Below are 17966 nucleotides of genomic sequence, written 5' to 3' on the forward strand. Positions count from 1 at the left end.
GCCGGTGTCCCACTGTCGAGAGGCCACGAATGGCCGGTGTCCCACTGTCGAGAGGCCACGAATGGCCGGTGCTCCCGCGTCGAGAGGCCAGGAGTGCCCGTCAGTCGGCCACGACGAGCAGGCCGGCCAGCATCAGCCGTCGGGCCAGGTCGAGGCCGACCATGTCGGCCCGCAGCTCACCGCCGTCCACGAGGGCGACGAAGGTGCCGACGTCGTGCGGCTCGACCGGGAAGTCGGGGAGCCGGCTGCGCAGGGTCGCCGAGCCGTCGTCGGCGGGCACGAGGCGGGCGGACGCGTGCCCGCGCAAGCGGAGCACCGTGCCGGCCTCCAGCGCCTCTGCAGCGGCCACCTGCGACAGCGGGCTGACGGGTGCCGGGCGCTGCGCCACCCGGGCGCGCGCCTCGAGCGCGTCGACCACGGCGGCCGGTTCGATCTCGTGCAGGGCGCGCACGAGGGCCGAGCGCACGAGCTCGACGTCGGGGGTGAGGAACGCGCGGTCGAAACCGTCGGGCGCCACGCCCAGGGACTCGCGCACGCGTACGTCGCGGCTCGCCTGCGCCAGGGCCATCGAGACCATCTCGTCGGCGAGGTGCCTGCGGGTCCACACGTGGACCCCGAGAGTCAGGTGCGTGCTGACGCCGCCCAGGGCGGTCGCCGAGTGCAGCCAGCCGCGCGGGAGGTAGAGCACGTCGCCCGGCCGGAGCGTGAACTCGTGCTCGGGGGCCCGCCGCGCCGCGTCCTGCACGGCCGCCCGGTGGTCGGTCCACGGCTGGTCGCGCAGGGGCGACTCGTGGACGGGAGGGCGCACGCGCCAGCGCTTCTCGCCGCCCATCTGCAGCACGAAGACGTCGTGCACGTCGTAGTGGTCGCTGAAGCCCGTGTTCTGGCTCGGGGTGACGTACGCATTGGCCTGGACCGGGTGGCCGAGCTCCTCGGCCAGTTGCTGGGTGAAGTCGATGAGCGGGCCCCACGTGCGGTGCAGGCCCTGCAGCACGATGGTCGCCCCGCCGGCGAAGTGGGCGAGCAGCTTGTCGTCGCTCACCTGGTCGGCGACGGAGGCTCCCACCCCGCCGGCCGCGGTGAACTCCCGGTCGCCGAGGGTGCGGCCGTCGCGGGCGACCCGCAGGAATGGGGCCCGCAGGCCGCGACGGGACACGAGTTCGTCGACGGAGTCCTCGCCGAACAGGTCGAGGATGCCGCCGGGCAGGTCCGCGGCACGGGTGACCACGGGCGTGTGTGACCAGTGGTCGCGGGCGAACTCCTCGCGGCCGAAGGGGACGAGCCGTTCCAGGGCCGAGTGCCCACGCTGGTGCGTGGGCACTCGGTCGGTCGTGCCAGCGGTCATCAGATCGCGTTCGTCGGGTCCACCCCGGCCCCACCGTCGGCGCCGCCGTCCTCGGTGCCGACGTCGGCTCCGCCGTCTGCCGGGCCCTCGCCGCCGGAGTCAGCGCCGGAGTCCGCGCCGCCGTCGTGGCTGCCGATGTCCGCCCCGCCGTCTGCCGGGCCCTCGCCGCCGCCGGAGTCAGCGCCGCCGTCGGCGCCACCGTCGTGGCTGCTGGTGTCGGCGCCGCCGTCCGCGGGGCCCTCGGTCAGCGGGTCGTCGCTGGTGGACTCGCCCACGGGGTCGATCGGGGTGTCGCTCATGGCTTCTCCTCACGCGATGTCGGACGACGCCGGACGGCGACCGTCGAGGTGGTCCTACCCGGTCGGTGCGCCGCTGGCACGACACGCCGAACCGTGTTGTGATCGGGCCATGGGGATCTCCAAGGGTGACACCGTCCACTGGAACACGTCGCAGGGCCGCACCACCGGCAAGGCGGTCGAGAAGCGGGAGTCCGCGTTCACCTTCGAGGGGCAGAAGTTCAACGCCTCGAAGGACGAGCCGTACTGGATCGTCGAGTCGAGCAAGACCGGCGCCAAGGCCGCGCACAAGGAGTCCTCGCTCGACGCCCGCTGATCGGGCCGACCGCCCGACGCGGGCGGGGCGCCTGGCGACCGCCCGACGCGGCCGGGGCGCCTCAGGTGAGGTGGTCGAAGTCGCCCCGCGTCCACGCGGCGTGCCGGTCCGCGGACGCCCGAACGACCGCCTTGGCAGAATCCGGCACCACGGCGCCGAAGTTGTTGTAGAGCCGGTCGTAGTGCAGGCCCTCGAGCTGATCTGCGATGCGCTGGACCACGTTGCCCGACAGGGGGATCCGGTTCGGATAGCTGCGCATGAAGCTGACCGACCGGCGGTCCGGGTTGGGGAAGACGGCGTCCCCGGCAAGGAGCACGCCCCGCCCCTCGGCGCCGGCCGTCCACGCGACCACCGCCTGCCCGCGGAAGTGCCCGCCCACCCGGTGCAGCGTCAGACCCGGCGCGACCTCGCGCCGCTCGTCGTAGAGCTCGACGAGCGGGTCGCGGCGGCGCACCCACTCGGCGTCCGGCGACGCGAGCAGCACGGGCACGTCGCCGAGCGCACGCGCCCACTCGGTCTGCACGCCGTACATGTGCGGGTGGCTGGCGGCGACGGCCAGGGTCGGGCCGAGCGCTCGCACCTGCTCGACGGTGGCGTCGTCGAGGTAGCCGACGCAGTCGAAGAGCAGCACCCCCTCCGGCACGCGCACCACCATGGTCTGCTGGCCGATGCCCACCGAGGGCTCGGCCCGCAGTCCCCACAGGTCGGGCTCGACCTCGGTGACGGTGATCCGCGTCCCGGCGTCACGAAGCCGGTCCAGCGTCGTCCAGTGCTGCCCGTCCTCGGGAACCCACTGGCGCTCGTCCTCGCAGATCTCACACGCTTCCGGCGGCTCCGGCAGGTCGGCGGTCTCGACCCCACAGGTCTCGCAGATCCAGATCACGGGCCCAGCCTGCCGGTCGGCAGCGGGCCGCGCCACCGTTTCTGCGCGAGGATGCTGGCGTGATCCTGCACCTGCGCGCCGCCGTCGAGCAGCTGTATGCCGTCGCGCCAGCCCGCTTCACGCCGCTGCGTTCCGAGCTGGTGGCCGAGGCGAGGTCGGCGGGCGACAAGAAGCTCGCCGCCTCCATCGGGGCGCTGCGCAAGCCCACGGTGGCCGCCTGGGCGGTCAACCACTTCGTGCGCGAGCACCGCGACGAGCTCGACGAGCTGCGGTCCTTCGCGGAGCTGCTCCGCGAGGCGCAGCGCACCCTCGACGCCGACCAGCTCCGTGTCCTCGGGCGCGAACGGGCCAAGCGGGTCGACGCCGTCGCCGACCGTGTCGCCGAGGTGGCGGCCGGCGAGGGGCAGCGCCTCGGGGCCGGCGCCGCGCAGGAGGTGCGCGACACGCTCACGGCGCTCATCGCCGACGAGGACGCGGAGGCCTCGGTGCTCACCGGTTCGCTCGTCAAGGCGCTCAGCTACTCCGGCTTCGGCTCCGTGGACGTGGCGGACGCCGTGGCGCTCGACGACGGCGCGGCCGACGACCGTGACGCGGGTGCGCGTCCCGCGCTCTCGGTGCTGCCCGGCGGGGGCGGCGAGACGGTGGACCTCGAGGAGCGGCGTCGCGCACGCCGCGCCGCGGAGAGGACGCGCCTGCAGGGCGCCCTGGAGGCGGCCCGGTCCGAGCTGCGCTCCGCCGACCGGCAGGTCGCCGTGCTGACGGCGCGCCACGAGGAGGTCGTCGAGGGCGTCGCCGACCTCGAGCGCCGGCTGGCGGCGGCACGTGCCCGGCTCGAGAAGGTCACGGGCGAGCTCGACGAGGCAGGCCGCATACGTGACCGGCGCGAGCAGGAGGAGGCCGCCGCGCAGTCGGCGCTCGACGCCCACGACCGCGACCAGCGCGACCCCGAGGGCCGGGGCTGACGCGCGAGCAGCGGGCGCGGCCGGGCCCGCTGCCCGATTTCGTATCAGCGCCGCCGACCGTGTAGTGTCACCGTCGCACAACAGGTCGACGGAAGCCTTCTCACGACGGCTCCACCACGTCGGCCGTGCCCCAATAGCTCAGTCGGCAGAGCGTTTCCATGGTAAGGAAAAGGTCTAGGGTTCGATTCCCTATTGGGGCTCTGGTCAGCCGGTCCCCGGTTCCCCGTCGCGCTCGCGGCGGGGCCGGGAACGGCAGCCTTGGCGGGGTAGCTCAGCTGGTTAGAGCGCACGACTCATAATCGTGAGGTCGCGGGATCGAGTCCCGCTCCCGCTACCACTTCCGCGCGCACCCACGCCGATTTCCGGATCGGTCGGTGCGTCGCGTAACCTAGGACGTCGCGCCTGCATGTCACCCGGGCAGCCCTCGGGACGCGTGACGCGCGCGACGCCCGTCGCAAGACGACAGAACACCCGAGTACGTTCCCGAAAGAGCAGGTTGCCGTGGCCAGCAAGAGCACCGACGTCCGTCCCAAGATCACGATGGCGTGCGTGGACTGCAAGGACCGCAACTACATCACGAAGAAGAACCGTCGGAACAACCCCGACCGCCTCGCGATGAACAAGTTCTGCCCGAAGTGCGGCCACCACACGGAGCACCGCGAGACCCGCTGAGCTCTCGCAGGGCACCGACGCACGTCGCGACCGCTCCCTCGGCCCTCAGGGCCGGGGGAGCGTTCTCGTTCCCGGCCCTCTCGGTGCGGGCCGCCCCTCGGGCCGCGCGGCCGTCGTCGGTGCATCTCGGTAGGGTGCGCGTATGCCGGTGAACGCAGACTTCCAGGGCCGGGTCTACCCGCCCACCGAGACCTACCGGGTCAGTGCCGCCAAGATCCGCGAGTTCGCCGAGGCGGTCGGCTCGTCCGACCCCGTGCACGTCGACGCCGACGTCGCCAGGTCGCGCGGCTACGCCGACGTCATCGCGCCGCCCACGTTCGCGGTCCTCATCGCCCAGCAGTGCGACGCGCAGCTGGTCCGCGACCCCGAGGCCGGCATCGACTTCTCCCGCGTCGTGCACGGCGAGCAGCGGTTCGTCCACCACCGTCCGCTGACCGCCGGCGACGCCGTCGTCGGGACCCTGCACGTCGACACCGTGCGGGAGGCGGGCGGCCACTCGATGGTGACCACCCGCACCGAGCTGGCCACGGAGGCGGGCGAGCCCGTCTGCACCGCCACCTCGACCATCGTCATCCGAGGAGCAGAGTGATGAGCGTCCAGTCGAGCAGCGCCGCCGGCGTCCGGTCCTTCGACGGGATCGCCGTCGGCGACACCCTCCCGCCGCTGACCGTCCACGTCGACCGGGCCCGCCTCGTCCAGTACGCCGGTGCCTCCCTCGACCGCAACCCGATCCACTGGGACGAGCGGTTCGCCAAGCAGGTGGGGCTGCCCGACGTCATCGCCCACGGGATGTTCACCATGGGCTCCGCCGTCACGATCGTGACCGACTGGGTCGGCGACGCCGGCCGCGTGGTCGAGTACGGCGTGCGCTTCACCAGGCCCGTCGTCGTGCCCTACGAGGGCGGCGCCGACATCGAGGTCACCGGCGTGGTCAAGGCGGTCGACCCCGACACCCGGCGCGTCACCGTGGAGCTGACGGCCACGGCAGGCGGCGAGAAGGTCCTCGGCCGCGCCCAGGCCGTCGCCGTCCTGGCCTGATCGGGTTCGTTGCGTGCTCGAGCAGTCCGACGTCCCGCTGTCCAGCCTGACGACGATGCGCGTGGGCGGCCCTGCCTCCCGGGTCGTCACCGCCACGACCACCGACGAGCTCGTCGACGCGGTCCGTGAGGTCGACGACGCCGACGAGCCGCTGCTCGTGGTCTCGGGCGGCTCCAACCTCGTCGTGTCCGACGAGGGCTTCCCCGGCACCGTGGTCCGGGTCGCGACCTCCGGCATCACGCCCGAGTCGGCCGACTACTGCGGCGGCGCCGTCGTGCGCGTCGCGGCAGGCGAGGTCTGGGACGACGTCGTGGCGCGCGCGGTGGCCGAGGGCTGGGCCGGCGTGGAGGGGCTGAGCGGCATACCCGGGCTCACGGGGGCCACGCCCATCCAGAACGTCGGCGCCTACGGCCAGGACGTCTCGCAGACCATCGCGCAGGTGCGCACCTGGGACCGCCAGGAGCAGGCCGTGCGCACGTTCATGAACGCCGACTGCGCCTTCACCTACCGCCACTCGCGGTTCAAGGGCCACTCACGCTACGTCGTGCTCGACGTGCTGTTCCAGTTCGAGGTCGCCGACCTCAGCCGACCGATCGCGTATGCCGCCCTGGCGAAGGGTCTGGGCGTCCCCCTCGGCACGCGCGTCCCCCTCGCAGACGCCCGCGAGGCGGTCCTCGAGCAGCGCCGGGCCCGCGGCATGGTCCTCGACGACACCGACCCCGACACGTGGTCGTGCGGCTCGTTCTTCACCAACCCGATCCTCAGCCACCACGAGTTCGACGCGCTCGTCGAGCGGGTGGGGGAGCGGCTCGGCTGGGAGGGCCCCACGCCCCCGCGCTTCCCCGAGGCCGACGGGCGCGTCAAGACCAGCGCTGCGTGGCTCATCGAGCACGCCGGCTTCGACAAGGGCTTCGGGCTTCCGGCCCCCGCGGCACTGTCCACCAAGCACACGCTCGCGGTCACCAACCGGGGTGGGGCCTCCACCTCCGACGTGCTGGCGCTCGCGCGGCAGGTGCGCGACGGCGTCCGCGACGCCTTCGGCGTCACCCTCGTCAACGAGCCGGTCCTGGTCGGCGAACGCCTCTGACCACCCCGGCCGTCGCCCGAGTTCTAGGCCCGGGTCGTGGGCGCCTACTTCGCCAGGACGGCGGTGAAGGTCTTGGCCGGGATGTTCTTGCCCGTCGTGCTCACCTCGTACGCCGGCCGGTTGAACGCCAGCTTCAGCGAGCTCGTGGTGCCACGGTCGACCTTGAAGAACACCCACCCGCGGGTCGTCTGCGAGCGACCGGCGGACTTCAGCACGGGCGCTCCCCAGAGCCCGTTGAACTCGGATGTCGGCTTGATCGTCTGGCTGGGGCTGGCTGCGACGAGCGACAGCATGGACGGATCGATGGACGCCGAGTAGCGCGACCCCGCGGACAGGGTCACCGACACGCCGACGATCTCGAACTGCTTGGCGCTGACCGGGCGCCCAGTCGGCCACTCGATGTGCCTGATGACACTCGTGGCGGTGATCGTGTGTCCGAGGTCGGGATCGGTGATGACGGCTCTGATGTCGCGACCGACCCGCTTGTCCACCGGGACCGCGTCCGCCGGCGTGGAGGTCGTCGGAGTGGCGGCGGTACTGGTGGCTGAGGGGGTGCCGCTCGTCGCGGGCGCCGTCGCTCCGGCCGTCACCGGGGACTCGGCGCTGCACGCCCCGAGCGCGACGACAGGAGCCACGAGACCGACGGCGGCGAGGCGCCACAGGCGGGCTCGGGGGGCGGTGAGCGGGCGTGCGGGGGCGGCGGGAGAAGTCTTCATGGCCCGCCCAGCATGACCGGCGGCCCCGACCCCGAGCAAACTCGCCCGACCGCCGGACCGTGCACGCGGGCCCTCTAGAGCCGTCGGTCGTGCGTCGCTCCCGCCCGCTATGTCCCGGTTGGTGGTGTGTCCGGTGTCACGGGGCCTGCCTCGAGCCAGCGGTCGACGTCGGCGAGCGCGGCCTTGCGCAACCGGTCCGGCATCCGGCTGCCCCGCAGCGACGACCGCGCCAGCTCCGCCAGCTCGGCGTCGTCGAAGCCGAGCCGGCGGGCCGCCTCGTACTGGGCGGCGAGCCGGGACCCGAAGAGCAGCGGGTCGTCGGCCCCGAGCGCGACGGGGATGCCTGCCTCCACGATCGTCCGCAACGGCACCTCCCGGGCCTCGGGATAGACGCCGAGGGCCACGTTGCTGCCCGGGCACACCTCGAGGGTCACCCCGGCCTCGGCCACCGCGTCGAGCGCCTGGGGGTCCTCCACGGACCGCACGCCGTGGCCGATGCGGTCAGGCCCCAGGTGCTCGAGCGTCTCCATCACGGACTGCGCCCCCAGCAGCTCGCCGCCGTGGGGGACGAGCGCGAGACCAGCTCGACGCGCGATGTCGAACGCCGGCGCGAAGTCGGCCACCAGCCCGCGCCGCTCGTCGTTGGACAGGCCGAAGCCGACGACGTCGCCGGCCTCCTCACCCGCGTGCCTGGCGGCCAGCCGGGCCAGCGTGCGCGCCTCGAGCGGGTGGCGCATCCGGCTGGCGGCCACGACCACGCCGACGCCGATGTCACCCTGCGTCGACACGGCCCGGGCCTCGTCCAGCACGATCTCCAGCGCCGGGGTGATGCCACCGACGAAGGGTGCGTAGGAGGTCGGGTCGACCTGCAGCTCGAGCCAGCGCGAGCCCTCGGCTGCGTCGTCGTGCGCCGCCTCGCGGACGACCCGACGCATGTCGTCCTCGCCGCGCACGCAGGCTCTCGCGGAGTCGTAGAGGCGCTGGAAACGGAACCAGCCACGCTCGTCGGTGGCCCGTGCGAGCCGCGGCGGCCAGTCCGCCAAGAGCGAGTCGGGCAGGCGGAGGCCGTGCCGGTCTGCGAGCTCGCGCACCGTGTCGATGCGCATCGAGCCGGTGAAGTGCAGGTGCAGGTGCGCCTTCGGGAGGTCCTCGACCGCGCGCGTCATGCCGGTCAGTGTGTCACCACGCGCCGGGACCGGCGCACACGCTGGACGGGGACGGCATACGTCCTCGGGGGCCGACCGCCCCGTCGCGGACATGCGTCGGGGCGCCCGGGATCCCGGGCGCCCCGTTGCAGTGAAGGGAGGAGGCTCAGACCTCGTCGGGCTCGTCGGCGATCTCGTCGACGACGTGCATGGCGGCCTCCTCGGCCGATGCGCCGGCGCCGTCGACGCCCACGTCGCTGGCCCAGACCTGCTTCTCGTCGTCCTCGTGGGCGCCCTCGTCGTCCGCGACGAGGCGGCCGGCGCGGGCGTCGCCCACCTCGTTGTCGCCCAGCCAGTCGTCCTCGGCGTCGATGGAGTCGGGGTCGTCGCCGCCGACCCGGTCGTCGAGGCCGCTCTCGTCGTCGGGCGCGCCGTAGGCCGAGTTGGGGTCGGGCACCTCCTGGCGGATGCGCTCGTCGATGGTCTCGTCGACGGACTCCTCGTAGGCGGTCGTGCCGTGGGCGGTGACACCCTGCGGCCGGTCATTGGGGGAGTAGCCGCGGTCGAGCACGTCCTCGAGGTCGCGGTCGTCGAGCGTGTCCTCGGGCTGGAGCTGGTCCTCGTCGTCGACGCTGTAGCTCGTCAGGTCGGTGTCGATGTTCTCGTTGGGACCGGTGTCGCTCATCGCGAAGCTCCTTCGGTGGCGGAAGTCGGGGCGTCCTGTGCCGACGGCTCGGAGCCGTCGCCCTGTGCCCCTACCCGACCGGCCCGATCCTGCGTCAGCTTCTCGGCAGCGGCCAGGGCCACGCAGGTGGCGACGCCCGCCATCGCCGTGCGGACCTCGTCGAGCACCGGGAAGGTGGGCGCGAGGCGGATGTTGCGGTCGCGCGGGTCGTGCCCGTGCGGGTAGGACGCGCCCGCCGGGGTGAGCGCGATCCCGGCCTCCTTGGCCAGGGCCACGACCCGCGAGGCCGTGCCGTCGAGCACGTCGAGGTTGACGAAGTAGCCACCGGTCGGGTGGCTCCACTGCGCGATCCCCAAGCCGTCGAGCCCGGCGGTCAGCGCCTCGTCGACGGCGGCGAACTTCGGGGCGATGATCTCGCGGTGGCGGCGCATGTGGGCGCGGACCCCGTCGGCGTCGCCGAAGAACTCGACGTGGCGCAGGTGGTTGACCTTGTCCGGGCCGATCGAGCCCATCGCGAGGTGCCCGAGGTACCACTTGACGTTCGCCTGGCTCGCCGCGAGGACCGCGACGCCGGCGCCGGCGTAGGTGATCTTGGACGTCGACGCGTACATGATCGGGCGGTTCGGGTGTCCGGAGGCGGCGCAGAGGCTGAGGATGTCGGCGCTCTTGGCCTCGTCCTCGGTCAGGTGGTGGAAGGCGTACGCGTTGTCCCAGAAGATCGTGAAGTCGGGGGCCGCGGTCGGCATGGCCGCGAGCCGCGCGGCGACCTCCTGCGACACGACCGCACCGGTCGGGTTGGCGTAGGTCGGGACGATCCAGATCCCCTTGATGCTCGGGTCGTCCTTGACGAGCGCCTCGACGGCCGGCATGTCGGGGCCGTCCGGGTGCATGTCCACCGTGACCATCTCGATGCCGAACGACGCGAGCATGGAGAAGTGACGGTCGTAGCCGGGCACGGGGCAGATGAAGCGGACCTTCTCCTCCTGGCTCCAGGGCCGCGGGGACTCGAGGCCGCCGAAGAGCAGGAAGTCGACGATCGTGCTGTACATCATCGACAGGCTCGAGTTGCCACCCGCGACGACCTGCGAGGGCTCCACCGACAGCAGCTCGGCGAAGATCTCCCGCAGCTCGGCCAGGCCCTCGAGGCCGCCGTAGTTGCGCACGTCGACGCCGGCGCGGTCCTTCGTGGTCGTCGGCAGGCGCAGCAGGTCATCGGCCAGGTCGAGCTGCGCCGACGAGGGCTTGCCGCGGGTCAGGTCGAGCTTGAGGCCGCGCGACTGCAGCGACGCGTACGCTGAGCGCTGCTCGGCGAGGAAGCCGGCCAGATCGTCGTCGGACAGGGACGCGAGGGGACTACGCGGGTTCGTCACGTGTCGATCCTGCCACTGCCCCTCGCCGCCCGGGCGGCCCCGTCCGTATGCCGGTGGGCCCGTCGGGAGCCTGCCGATCCGAGCGCTGCGGGAGACCGCGCAGGCGCCCGGCACGGCCCGTCGCTCGTCGGTTCGCCTTGGGGTGCATCCGTCCCGTATGATCGACGCTCGGACGGCTTCGCTGGCCATGCTGACGCATGCCGTCCCGCCGCAGGCACCCAACACCTGCGGCGAAGGGCAATAGCTCAATTGGTAGAGCACTGGTCTCCAAAACCAGCGGTTGGGGGTTCGAGTCCCTCTTGCCCTGCGCATCCCGGTGATGTGGTCGTCGTGCAAGGCGGCACGCGGCTTCTGCCCTGACGTGGCTCTCCACGGTCGGGCGCCTGCCGCGGGCCGATACCCAGGCAGAAAGAAGGAATCGTGACGGAGACGAGCGCCAAGCGCGGGTCCGGGCGTGCCGACAAGGCTCGCGGCGGCAACCCGGTGTCGCGCTTCTTCAGCGCGGTCAGCCTCTTCGTGCGCCAGATCCTCGACGAGCTGCGCAAGGTCGTGCGGCCCACCGGCCCCGAGCTCGTGCGCTACACGACCGTCGTGGTCGTCTTCGTCGTCATCATGATGGCGCTCGTCTCGGTGCTCGACTTCGGTCTGACCCGGCTGATCTCCTGGGCCTTCACCGGTTCCACCACCTGACGGCCACCGCGCCCGTCACGGGATGACACCGCCAGCCGCGACCGGCTGGTCCACGAGCAAGGAAGTAGGTCAGAGCGTGTCCGAGCAGTTCGCCCACGAGGGCGCCCCGAACGGCGAGAGCACCGAGACTGACGTCGTCGACCCCACGGTCGAGACCGACGAGGTCTCGGCGTCCGACGTCGAGTCGGGTGCTGGGGACACCGCCGCCGACGCCGACGCAGCAGAGGGCGCCGACGTCGCCGCCGAGACCACCGAGCCCACCGAGCCCACCGAGGACGGCGAGGACGGCGAGGCCCCGGCTGCCGAGGCCAGCAGCGACCCCGTCGCGGACTTCAAGCGCGAGCTGCGCATGAAGGAGGGTGACTGGTACGTCATCCACTCCTACGCCGGCTACGAGAACCGCGTGAAGGCCAACCTCGAGACCCGCATCCAGACCCTCAACATGGAGGACTTCATCTTCGAGATCGAGGTCCCCATGGAGGAGGTCACCGAGATCAAGAACGGCCAGAAGAAGCAGGTCCGTCGCGTCCGGATGCCCGGATACGTCCTCGTCCGCATGGACCTGACCGACGAGAGCTGGGGGGCCGTGCGCCACACGCCCGGCGTCACCGGGTTCGTCGGCAACGCGCACCAGCCCGTGCCGCTGTCGATCGACGAGGTCTTCACGATGCTCGCCCCGAACTTCGAGGCCGCAGCCGCTGCCGAGGGTGCCGGCGCCGGCGCCAAGTCCACCGCGCCGCGTGACGTGCGCGTCGTCGACTTCGAGATCGGCGAGTCCGTCACCGTCATGGAAGGGCCGTTCGAGACCCTTCCCGCCACGATCTCCGAGATCAACACCGACACGCAGAAGCTCAAGGTGCTCGTCTCGATCTTCGGCCGGGAGACCCCGGTCGAGCTCTCCTTCGGCCAGGTCGCCAAGATCTGACGAAGGTCGTAGGACCTCGTGCGGCTGACCGCGCGAGGACATGCAACCGGGTCATCGCCCATCCAGAACCACTGGCGTCGGCCCAGCAACACAGAAGGTAGGCACCCATGCCCCCCAAGAAGAAGGTCTCCGGCTTCATCAAGCTGCAAATCCAGGCCGGTCAGGCCACGCCCGCCCCGCCCGTCGGCCCGGCCCTCGGCCAGCACGGCGTCAACATCATGGAGTTCGTCAAGGCGTACAACGCCGCGACGGAGGCCCAGCGCGGCAACGTCATCCCGGTCGAGATCACGGTCTACGAGGACCGCTCGTTCACCTTCGTCACCAAGACGCCGCCGGCCGCCGAGCTCATCAAGAAGGCTGCGGGCGTCCCCAAGGGCTCCGGTGAGCCGCACAAGACCAAGGTCGCCAAGCTCTCCCGCGAGCAGGTCCTCGAGATCGCCCGCCAGAAGATGGAAGACCTCAACGCCAACGACGAGGAGATGGCGGCGCGCATCATCGCCGGCACCGCTCGCTCGATGGGCATCGACACCGAGCGCTGAGCCCAGCTCTTCGCTCGAGCGTCACCCCGGCGACACGGCATACGGACCGTATGCCGTGCGCCACGTGGGAGGGCCAGCGCTGGCCCGCACCACGACTCCACCACCACACAAGGAGCAGTTCCATGAAGCGCAGCAAGAACTACCGCGCAGCCGCCGAGCTCGTCCAGCCCGGCAAGGTCTACGCCCCGCTCGAGGCCGTCCGCGTCGCCAAGCAGACCGCCAAGGCCAAGTACGACGAGACCGTCGAGGTCGCCATGCGCCTCGGTGTCGACCCCCGCAAGGCCGACCAGGCCGTCCGCGGCACGGTCAACCTGCCGCACGGCACGGGCAAGACCGCCAAGGTCCTCGTCTTCGCCAACGGCGACAAGGCCGAGGCGGCTCGTGAGGCCGGCGCCGACTACGTCGGCTCCGACGACATGCTCGAGAAGGTCCAGGGCGGCTGGCTCGACTTCGACGCCGTCGTCGCGACCCCCGACCTCATGGGCAAGGTCGGTCGTCTCGGCAAGGTGCTCGGCCCGCGTGGCCTCATGCCCAACCCGAAGACCGGCACCGTGACGATGGACGTCGCCAAGGCCGTCGCCGACATCAAGGGCGGCAAGATCGAGTTCCGCGTCGACAAGCACGCGAACCTCCACTTCATCATCGGCAAGGCCTCCTTCGACGAGACCAAGCTCGTCGAGAACTACGCCGCCGCTCTGGAGGAGATCCTGCGTCTCAAGCCGTCCAGCTCCAAGGGCCGCTACATCGAGAAGGCCACCGTCTCCACGACGATGGGCCCGGGCATCCCGCTCGACTTCTCCAAGACCCGCAACCTCCTCGAGGAGGAGCAGGCCTGAGCCTGGCACAGCAGTTCCGAGAGCCCGTCACCCCTTGAGGGGTGGCGGGCTCTCGCCTCTCCCGGTGCCGGTCAGCGGCGCCCCGGCGCTGGTTGTTGGGGGTTGCTGGTGTCGCGCTCGACGCCCGAATCCGGGCGGGGGCTTCGACGAGCAGGGTCTTGAATGCCCGAGTACGGTCGAACGATGAGCCGTCACAGCGCACGCACAACGACACGTTCACGCTGGGTCCTCGGCGCTCTCGTCGTCGGACTCCCACTCTCCCTGCTGCCGGCCACGGCCGGGGCGCAGACCTCCGGTGCTCCCTCGAGCGCGCCGGCGCGCGACCAGGGCTGGCACGGCAAGCCGGGCACGCTGCCCAAGGTCCCGGTGATGACCGGGTCCGGTGGAGCAGTCAGCTCCGTCGACCGGGATGCCTCGCAGGTCGGCATCGACGTGCTGGCCCGGGGCGGCAACGCGGCCGACGCCGCCGTCGCCACCGCCGCTGCCCTGGGCGTCACGGAGCCCTACAGCGCCGGCATCGGCGGCGGCGGGTTCCTGGTCTACTACGACGCTCGCACCAAGAAGGTCTCCACCATCGACGGGCGCGAGACGGCGCCCGCAACCTTCACCGAGAACACCTTCCGCAACCCGGACGGGTCGGCCATGAACTTCACCACGGTCGTCAACTCCGGCCTCTCGATCGGGGTGCCGGGCACCCCCGCCCTGTGGGCCAAGGCGCTGCGTGACTACGGCACGCTCTCGTGGAACGAGGCGCTGAAACCGGCGGAGCGGCTCGCGGCGAAGGGCTTCGTCGTGGACCAGACGTTCCACGACCAGACCGCATCGAACGCGGACAGGTTCAAGAAGTTTCCCGAGACGGCCCGCGTGTTCCTGCGCGACGGTCAGGCTCCCGCCGTCGGGTCGGTGTTCACCAACCCTGACATGGCCAAGGCGTACCGGACGTTGCGGACCCAGGGCGTGGACGTCCTCTACCGCGGCAAGCTGGGCGAGGCCATCGTCCGCGAGTCCAACGCGCCGCACACCGCCCCCGGCGTCAGCGTCATGGGCGGGCAGATGACCCTGCGCGACCTCGCGGCCTACCGCGCCCTGACGAAGGCGCCGATCCACTCGACGTACAAGGGGCTCGACGTCTACGGCATGCCGGTGCCGAGCTCCGGCGGCATCGCGGTCGCCGAGATCCTCAACCTGATGAAGGCCTACGAGCAGCGCACCGGCACGGCGACCTCGCAGGTCTCCGACGTGCAGTACCTCCACCGGTTCTCCGAGGCGTCGGCGACCGCGTTCGCCGACCGCAACCGCTACGTCGGCGACGTGCCGAACGTCCCGGTCTCCGAGCTCGTCAGCCCGGCCTTCGCGGCGGAGCGTGCCTGCCTCTTCGACCCCGCCAAGGCGCAGCCGCGGCCCATCCCGTTCGGCGAGCCGGACGGCAGCTACACCTCCTGCGCACCGGGCACGACCGCGCAGAAGGAGCCCTACGAAGGCCTGTCGACCACGCACCTGACGGCCACCGACCGCTGGGGCAACGTCGCCTCCTACACGCTGACGATCGAGCAGACCGGTGGCTCGGGCATCACCGTGCCGGGCTGGGGCTTCCTGCTCAACAACGAGCTGACCGACTTCAACTTCACGCCGCTGACGCCCGGTGTGCCCGACCCGAACCTGCCGGGCCCCGGCAAGCGGCCGCGTTCGTCGATGAGCCCGACGATCCTCATGCGGGACGGCAAGCCGTTCCTCGCCGTCGGCTCGCCCGGTGGTGCCACGATCATCACGTCGGTGTCGCAGACGGTCCTCGGCTACCTCGACCGTGACCTCTCGCTCGTCGACGCGATCGCGGCCCCGCGCCTGTCCTCGCGCAACGGCTCGTCCGAGGGTGCCGAGCCGGCGCTTCTCGCGAGCCCTGTCGCGGCAGGTCTGAAGGCTCTGGGGCACACGCTGTCCGACGCCGGTGAGATCGGTGCCGTGACAGCGATCCGCAGCCTCGGCAACGACCGGTTCGAGGCGGCCGCCGAGCCGACCCGCCGCGGTGGTGGCTCGGCGATGGTGGTCCACCCGAAGCGCTGACCGGCTCCTCGACCAGGCAGCGAAGTGCCCACTCGACCGGCAGGTCGGGTGGGCACTTCGCTACGTCCGGTGCGCAGCCGGCGGCGTCGACGCTAGGCCGGCTTGGCGGTGGGCCACGGCCAAGCGGTGCAGCCCTTGAGGCCGTACGTCTGCTGCATCATCACCGGAGCCACCTGGCCCTGGCCGCCGCAGTACTCGTGCGGGTGGCCGATGCCGTGCCCCACCTCGTGGTTCACCAGGTAGGTGCGGTACGCGGCGACGTCCTTGCCGTAGGCGTCGGCGCCGAGGACCCAGCGGCGCAGGTTGAGTACCACCCGGCCGCCGTTGTGGCAGCTGACCTGGCCGCGGGTCTCGAGGGGCGCGCACAGCTTGTCAGTCGTCGAAGGGCTGGCGAGCGTGATCCTCAGGTCCACCTGAGCGCCCTTCGCGGCGTCGGCCGGTGCCACGTCGACGAACCGGACCCCGTCCTTCGACTGCCAGCCGCGCGGGTCCGTCAGCACGGAGCCGACCGTCGTGGCGAAGTCGGTTCCGGAGACATCGATGCCGCCCTCGACCTCGACGGTGTAGCGGACCGTGCGCCCTCGCGGCGGCTCGGGTCGCAGTGCCGAGGCGGGCATCGTCACGACCGTGAAGCGGCCCGACCCGGACTCGACGACGGCGCCCTTGCTGTCCTTGCCATCGCCCACGGCGTCCTTCGGGCTTGCCGTCCGTCCGGGGCCGTCGGATGCGCCCGGCGTGCTCCCGCTGACCTGCGAGTCGGTCGCGGCGTCGGGCACCAGCTCCGCCTCGTCGGTCGGCGTCACCCGTGGGGTCGGCGCCGCGGAGGCGTGCGGCGGGCGGTCGGCCAGCGGTTCGCGCGCGCTCGCCGGGGAGACCGACGACCACACAGACCAGCCGTCGGCCGCGATGCAGAGCACGACCGCGAGCGCCGCCCACGAACGCCGGCGGCGGATCACCCGCCCCTGCGCCGGGGTCGGGCGGCCTGCTCGCGCGCTCGTCGCCATGCGTTTCACGCTAGGGCACCTACCCGGCGCTGCGCGGGAGCCCGCGCCGCGGGGCGGCCGTCCTTGGGGCCGATTTGGCCGAGGACGGGTCGGGACCGTACTGTGGTCCACGACCAATGACCGCCGGTTGGAGGCGTGGGCAACCACGATCTCCCGAAGGTCCCGCACGATGCGGGCAGCCAGCGCAGGACACTCAGCCTCACGGCATACGCGATCGTATGCTGCTGCGAGCCCCGAGCGCCCTGCGCCGGGGCTCTTCTCGTGCAGGCCCTCCGGGCTCCTTCCACCGGCGGCACCACGCAAGGGAAGGAGGCCCAGATGGCGAACGCCGAGAAGAGCGCAGCCATTGCCGAGATCGCGGACAAGTTCCGCGAGTCCGGTGCGGCCGTTCTCACCGAGTACCGCGGTCTGACCGTGGCCCAGCTCTCGCAGCTGCGCACCTCGATCCGGGAACACGCCACCTACGCCGTGGTCAAGAACACGCTCACGGAGCGCGCCGCGAAGGAGGCCGGTATCACGGCCTTCGACGGGCACCTCCAGGGCCCGTCGGCCATCGCCTTCATCACCGGTGACCCGGTCGAGGCGGCCAAGGGTCTGCGTGACTTCGCCAAGGCACACCCCCTCCTCGTGATCAAGGCTGGCGTCCTCGACGGCAAGCCCTTGGCTCCCGAGGACATCACGAAGCTCGCGGACCTCGAGTCCCGCGAGGTTCTGCTGGCCAAGCTTGCGGGCGCCATGAAGGGCTCCCTCACCAAGGCCGCCTACCTCTTCGTCGCTCCTCTGTCGCAGACGGCCCGCGTGGTCGACGCCCTGCGCCAGAAGATCGAGGAGCAGGGCCCCGCCACGCCGGCCGCTGCGGCCGACGAGGCAACCACCGACGTCGCCGAGGGTGGCGACGAGAGCTGAGCGCTCCTGCGCACCAGCTCAATTCACAACACGCCACTCACGGCACTATCTAGGAAGGAAGCCACCATGGCGAAGCTCAGCACCGACGAGCTCCTTGACGCTTTCAAGGAGATGACCCTCATCGAGCTCTCCGAGTTCGTGAAGCAGTTCGAGGAGACCTTCGAGGTCACCGCTGCTGCCCCCGTTGCCGCCGCTCCCGCGGCCGGTGGCGGCGCCGCTGCCCCCGCCGAGGAGGAGGAGAAGGACTCGTTCGACGTCGTTCTCGTCGCCGCCGGTGACAAGAAGATCCAGGTCATCAAGGAGGTCCGCGCGCTCACGAGCCTCGGCCTCAAGGAGGCCAAGGACCTCGTCGACGGCGCTCCCAAGCCCGTTCTCGAGGGTGTCGACAAGGCTGCGGCCGACAAGGCCAAGGAGCAGCTCGAGGGCGCCGGCGCCACCGTCGAGCTCAAGTGAGCCGTCCCGGCTAGTCCGGGGCTCCTCAAGCACCACC

The 17966-nt window shown here is 71.7% G+C and carries 21 protein-coding genes and 3 tRNA genes; 16 read left to right on the forward strand and 8 right to left on the reverse strand.

What is annotated here, in order from left to right; genetic code table 11:
- Nucleotides 1–100 precede the first annotated feature (100 nt).
- A complete protein-coding gene (locus ABD241_RS14345; RefSeq protein WP_344063930.1) occupies nt 101–1345 on the reverse strand; it encodes a cupin domain-containing protein in 1245 nt (414 codons plus the stop codon).
- Complete coding sequence (locus ABD241_RS14350) at nt 1345–1644, reverse strand: BatC protein (RefSeq protein ID WP_344063933.1); 300 nt, start codon at nt 1642–1644, stop codon at nt 1345–1347. Before ABD241_RS14350 ends, ABD241_RS14345 begins: the two co-directional genes overlap by 1 nt.
- Nucleotides 1645–1753: 109 nt before the next feature.
- On the opposite strand from ABD241_RS14350, the gene ABD241_RS14355 reads away from it, so the two are divergent.
- Nucleotides 1754–1957 carry an HVA1 family protein gene (locus ABD241_RS14355; RefSeq protein WP_142181351.1) on the forward strand — a complete coding sequence of 68 codons (204 nt, stop codon included), beginning with the start codon at nt 1754–1756 and terminating at the stop codon, nt 1955–1957.
- A gap of 61 nt (nt 1958–2018) precedes the next feature.
- Here ABD241_RS14355 and ABD241_RS14360 read toward each other — a convergent pair whose 3' ends face one another.
- The gene (locus ABD241_RS14360) at nt 2019–2840 is read right to left on the reverse strand and encodes a hydrolase (RefSeq protein ID WP_344063938.1); all 822 of its coding nucleotides are present in this window, start codon (nt 2838–2840) and stop codon (nt 2019–2021) included.
- A gap of 59 nt (nt 2841–2899) precedes the next feature.
- Here ABD241_RS14360 and ABD241_RS14365 point away from each other — a divergent pair, with 59 nt between their 5' ends.
- The 7 genes from ABD241_RS14365 (at nt 2900) to ABD241_RS14395 (ending at nt 6599) form a co-directional block, all read left to right on the forward strand.
- Nucleotides 2900–3802, forward strand: coding sequence for a hypothetical protein (locus ABD241_RS14365; protein WP_344063941.1), 903 nt, complete (start codon nt 2900–2902; stop codon nt 3800–3802).
- A 127-nt stretch (nt 3803–3929) separates the two neighbouring features.
- Nucleotides 3930–4002, forward strand: a tRNA-Thr gene (locus tag ABD241_RS14370).
- Nucleotides 4003–4062: 60 nt separating this feature from the next.
- Nucleotides 4063–4139, forward strand: a tRNA-Met gene (locus tag ABD241_RS14375).
- A 164-nt stretch (nt 4140–4303) separates the two neighbouring features.
- Complete coding sequence (gene rpmG, locus ABD241_RS14380; RefSeq protein WP_142181354.1) at nt 4304–4474, forward strand: 50S ribosomal protein L33; 171 nt, start codon at nt 4304–4306, stop codon at nt 4472–4474.
- Nucleotides 4475–4616: 142 nt separating this feature from the next.
- Nucleotides 4617–5063 carry an FAS1-like dehydratase domain-containing protein gene (locus ABD241_RS14385; protein WP_142181355.1) on the forward strand — a complete coding sequence of 149 codons (447 nt, stop codon included), beginning with the start codon at nt 4617–4619 and terminating at the stop codon, nt 5061–5063.
- Nucleotides 5063–5512, forward strand: coding sequence for a MaoC/PaaZ C-terminal domain-containing protein (locus tag ABD241_RS14390; protein WP_344063945.1), 450 nt, complete (start codon nt 5063–5065; stop codon nt 5510–5512). Before ABD241_RS14385 ends, ABD241_RS14390 begins: the two co-directional genes overlap by 1 nt.
- A 13-nt stretch (nt 5513–5525) precedes the next feature.
- Nucleotides 5526–6599, forward strand: a complete 1074-nt coding sequence (locus ABD241_RS14395) for a UDP-N-acetylmuramate dehydrogenase (RefSeq protein WP_344063949.1) — start codon at nt 5526–5528, stop codon at nt 6597–6599.
- A gap of 44 nt (nt 6600–6643) precedes the next feature.
- On the opposite strand, the gene ABD241_RS14400 is transcribed toward ABD241_RS14395, so the two are convergent.
- From ABD241_RS14400 to ABD241_RS14415, 4 genes are all read right to left on the reverse strand, one after another.
- Nucleotides 6644–7315 (reverse strand): hypothetical protein, encoded by a 672-nt coding sequence (locus ABD241_RS14400; RefSeq protein WP_344063952.1) that lies wholly within the window; start codon nt 7313–7315, stop codon nt 6644–6646.
- A gap of 107 nt (nt 7316–7422) precedes the next feature.
- Nucleotides 7423–8481 (reverse strand): adenosine deaminase, encoded by a 1059-nt coding sequence (locus ABD241_RS14405; protein WP_344063955.1) that lies wholly within the window; start codon nt 8479–8481, stop codon nt 7423–7425.
- A gap of 145 nt (nt 8482–8626) precedes the next feature.
- Nucleotides 8627–9145 carry a DUF5709 domain-containing protein gene (locus ABD241_RS14410; protein WP_344063958.1) on the reverse strand — a complete coding sequence of 173 codons (519 nt, stop codon included), beginning with the start codon at nt 9143–9145 and terminating at the stop codon, nt 8627–8629.
- Nucleotides 9142–10515 carry an aspartate aminotransferase type Ic gene (locus ABD241_RS14415; RefSeq protein WP_344063961.1) on the reverse strand — a complete coding sequence of 458 codons (1374 nt, stop codon included), beginning with the start codon at nt 10513–10515 and terminating at the stop codon, nt 9142–9144. Before ABD241_RS14415 ends, ABD241_RS14410 begins: the two co-directional genes overlap by 4 nt.
- Before the next feature lie 234 nt (nt 10516–10749).
- On the opposite strand from ABD241_RS14415, the gene ABD241_RS14420 reads away from it, so the two are divergent.
- The 6 genes from ABD241_RS14420 to ggt all read left to right on the forward strand — a co-directional run bounded on the left by ABD241_RS14420 (nt 10750) and on the right by ggt (nt 15566).
- Nucleotides 10750–10822, forward strand: a tRNA-Trp gene (locus ABD241_RS14420).
- 113 nt (nt 10823–10935) lie between these two features.
- Nucleotides 10936–11205 carry a preprotein translocase subunit SecE gene (gene secE, locus ABD241_RS14425; RefSeq protein WP_142221298.1) on the forward strand — a complete coding sequence of 90 codons (270 nt, stop codon included), beginning with the start codon at nt 10936–10938 and terminating at the stop codon, nt 11203–11205.
- A gap of 76 nt (nt 11206–11281) precedes the next feature.
- Complete coding sequence (gene nusG, locus ABD241_RS14430; RefSeq protein WP_344063966.1) at nt 11282–12130, forward strand: transcription termination/antitermination protein NusG; 849 nt, start codon at nt 11282–11284, stop codon at nt 12128–12130.
- 107 nt (nt 12131–12237) lie between these two features.
- On the forward strand, nt 12238–12669 hold the full coding sequence (rplK, locus tag ABD241_RS14435; protein ID WP_344063969.1) for a 50S ribosomal protein L11: 432 nt from the start codon (nt 12238–12240) through the stop codon (nt 12667–12669).
- A gap of 122 nt (nt 12670–12791) precedes the next feature.
- Complete coding sequence (gene rplA / locus ABD241_RS14440; RefSeq protein WP_344063972.1) at nt 12792–13505, forward strand: 50S ribosomal protein L1; 714 nt, start codon at nt 12792–12794, stop codon at nt 13503–13505.
- Between the two features lie 183 nt (nt 13506–13688).
- Nucleotides 13689–15566: a gamma-glutamyltransferase gene (gene ggt / locus ABD241_RS14445; RefSeq protein ID WP_344063975.1), complete on the forward strand. Its 1878-nt coding sequence runs from the start codon at nt 13689–13691 to the stop codon at nt 15564–15566.
- 92 nt (nt 15567–15658) lie between these two features.
- Here the strand turns inward: ggt and ABD241_RS14450 are convergent, their stop codons facing one another.
- Nucleotides 15659–16570, reverse strand: coding sequence for a DUF3152 domain-containing protein (locus tag ABD241_RS14450; RefSeq protein ID WP_344063978.1), 912 nt, complete (start codon nt 16568–16570; stop codon nt 15659–15661).
- A 318-nt stretch (nt 16571–16888) separates the two neighbouring features.
- Here ABD241_RS14450 and rplJ point away from each other — a divergent pair, with 318 nt between their 5' ends.
- Together rplJ and rplL are read left to right on the forward strand one after the other, a co-directional pair.
- Entirely contained in the window at nt 16889–17476 is a 588-nt protein-coding gene (gene rplJ, locus ABD241_RS14455; protein WP_142181366.1) for a 50S ribosomal protein L10, read from the forward strand.
- A 66-nt stretch (nt 17477–17542) separates the two neighbouring features.
- A complete protein-coding gene (gene rplL, locus ABD241_RS14460; RefSeq protein WP_142181367.1) occupies nt 17543–17929 on the forward strand; it encodes a 50S ribosomal protein L7/L12 in 387 nt (128 codons plus the stop codon).
- Nucleotides 17930–17966: the final 37 nt, after the last annotated feature.

Source organism: Terrabacter lapilli (genome assembly GCF_039531305.1).
In the GTDB taxonomy this organism is placed as follows: Bacteria; Actinomycetota; Actinomycetes; order Actinomycetales; family Dermatophilaceae; genus Terrabacter; species Terrabacter lapilli.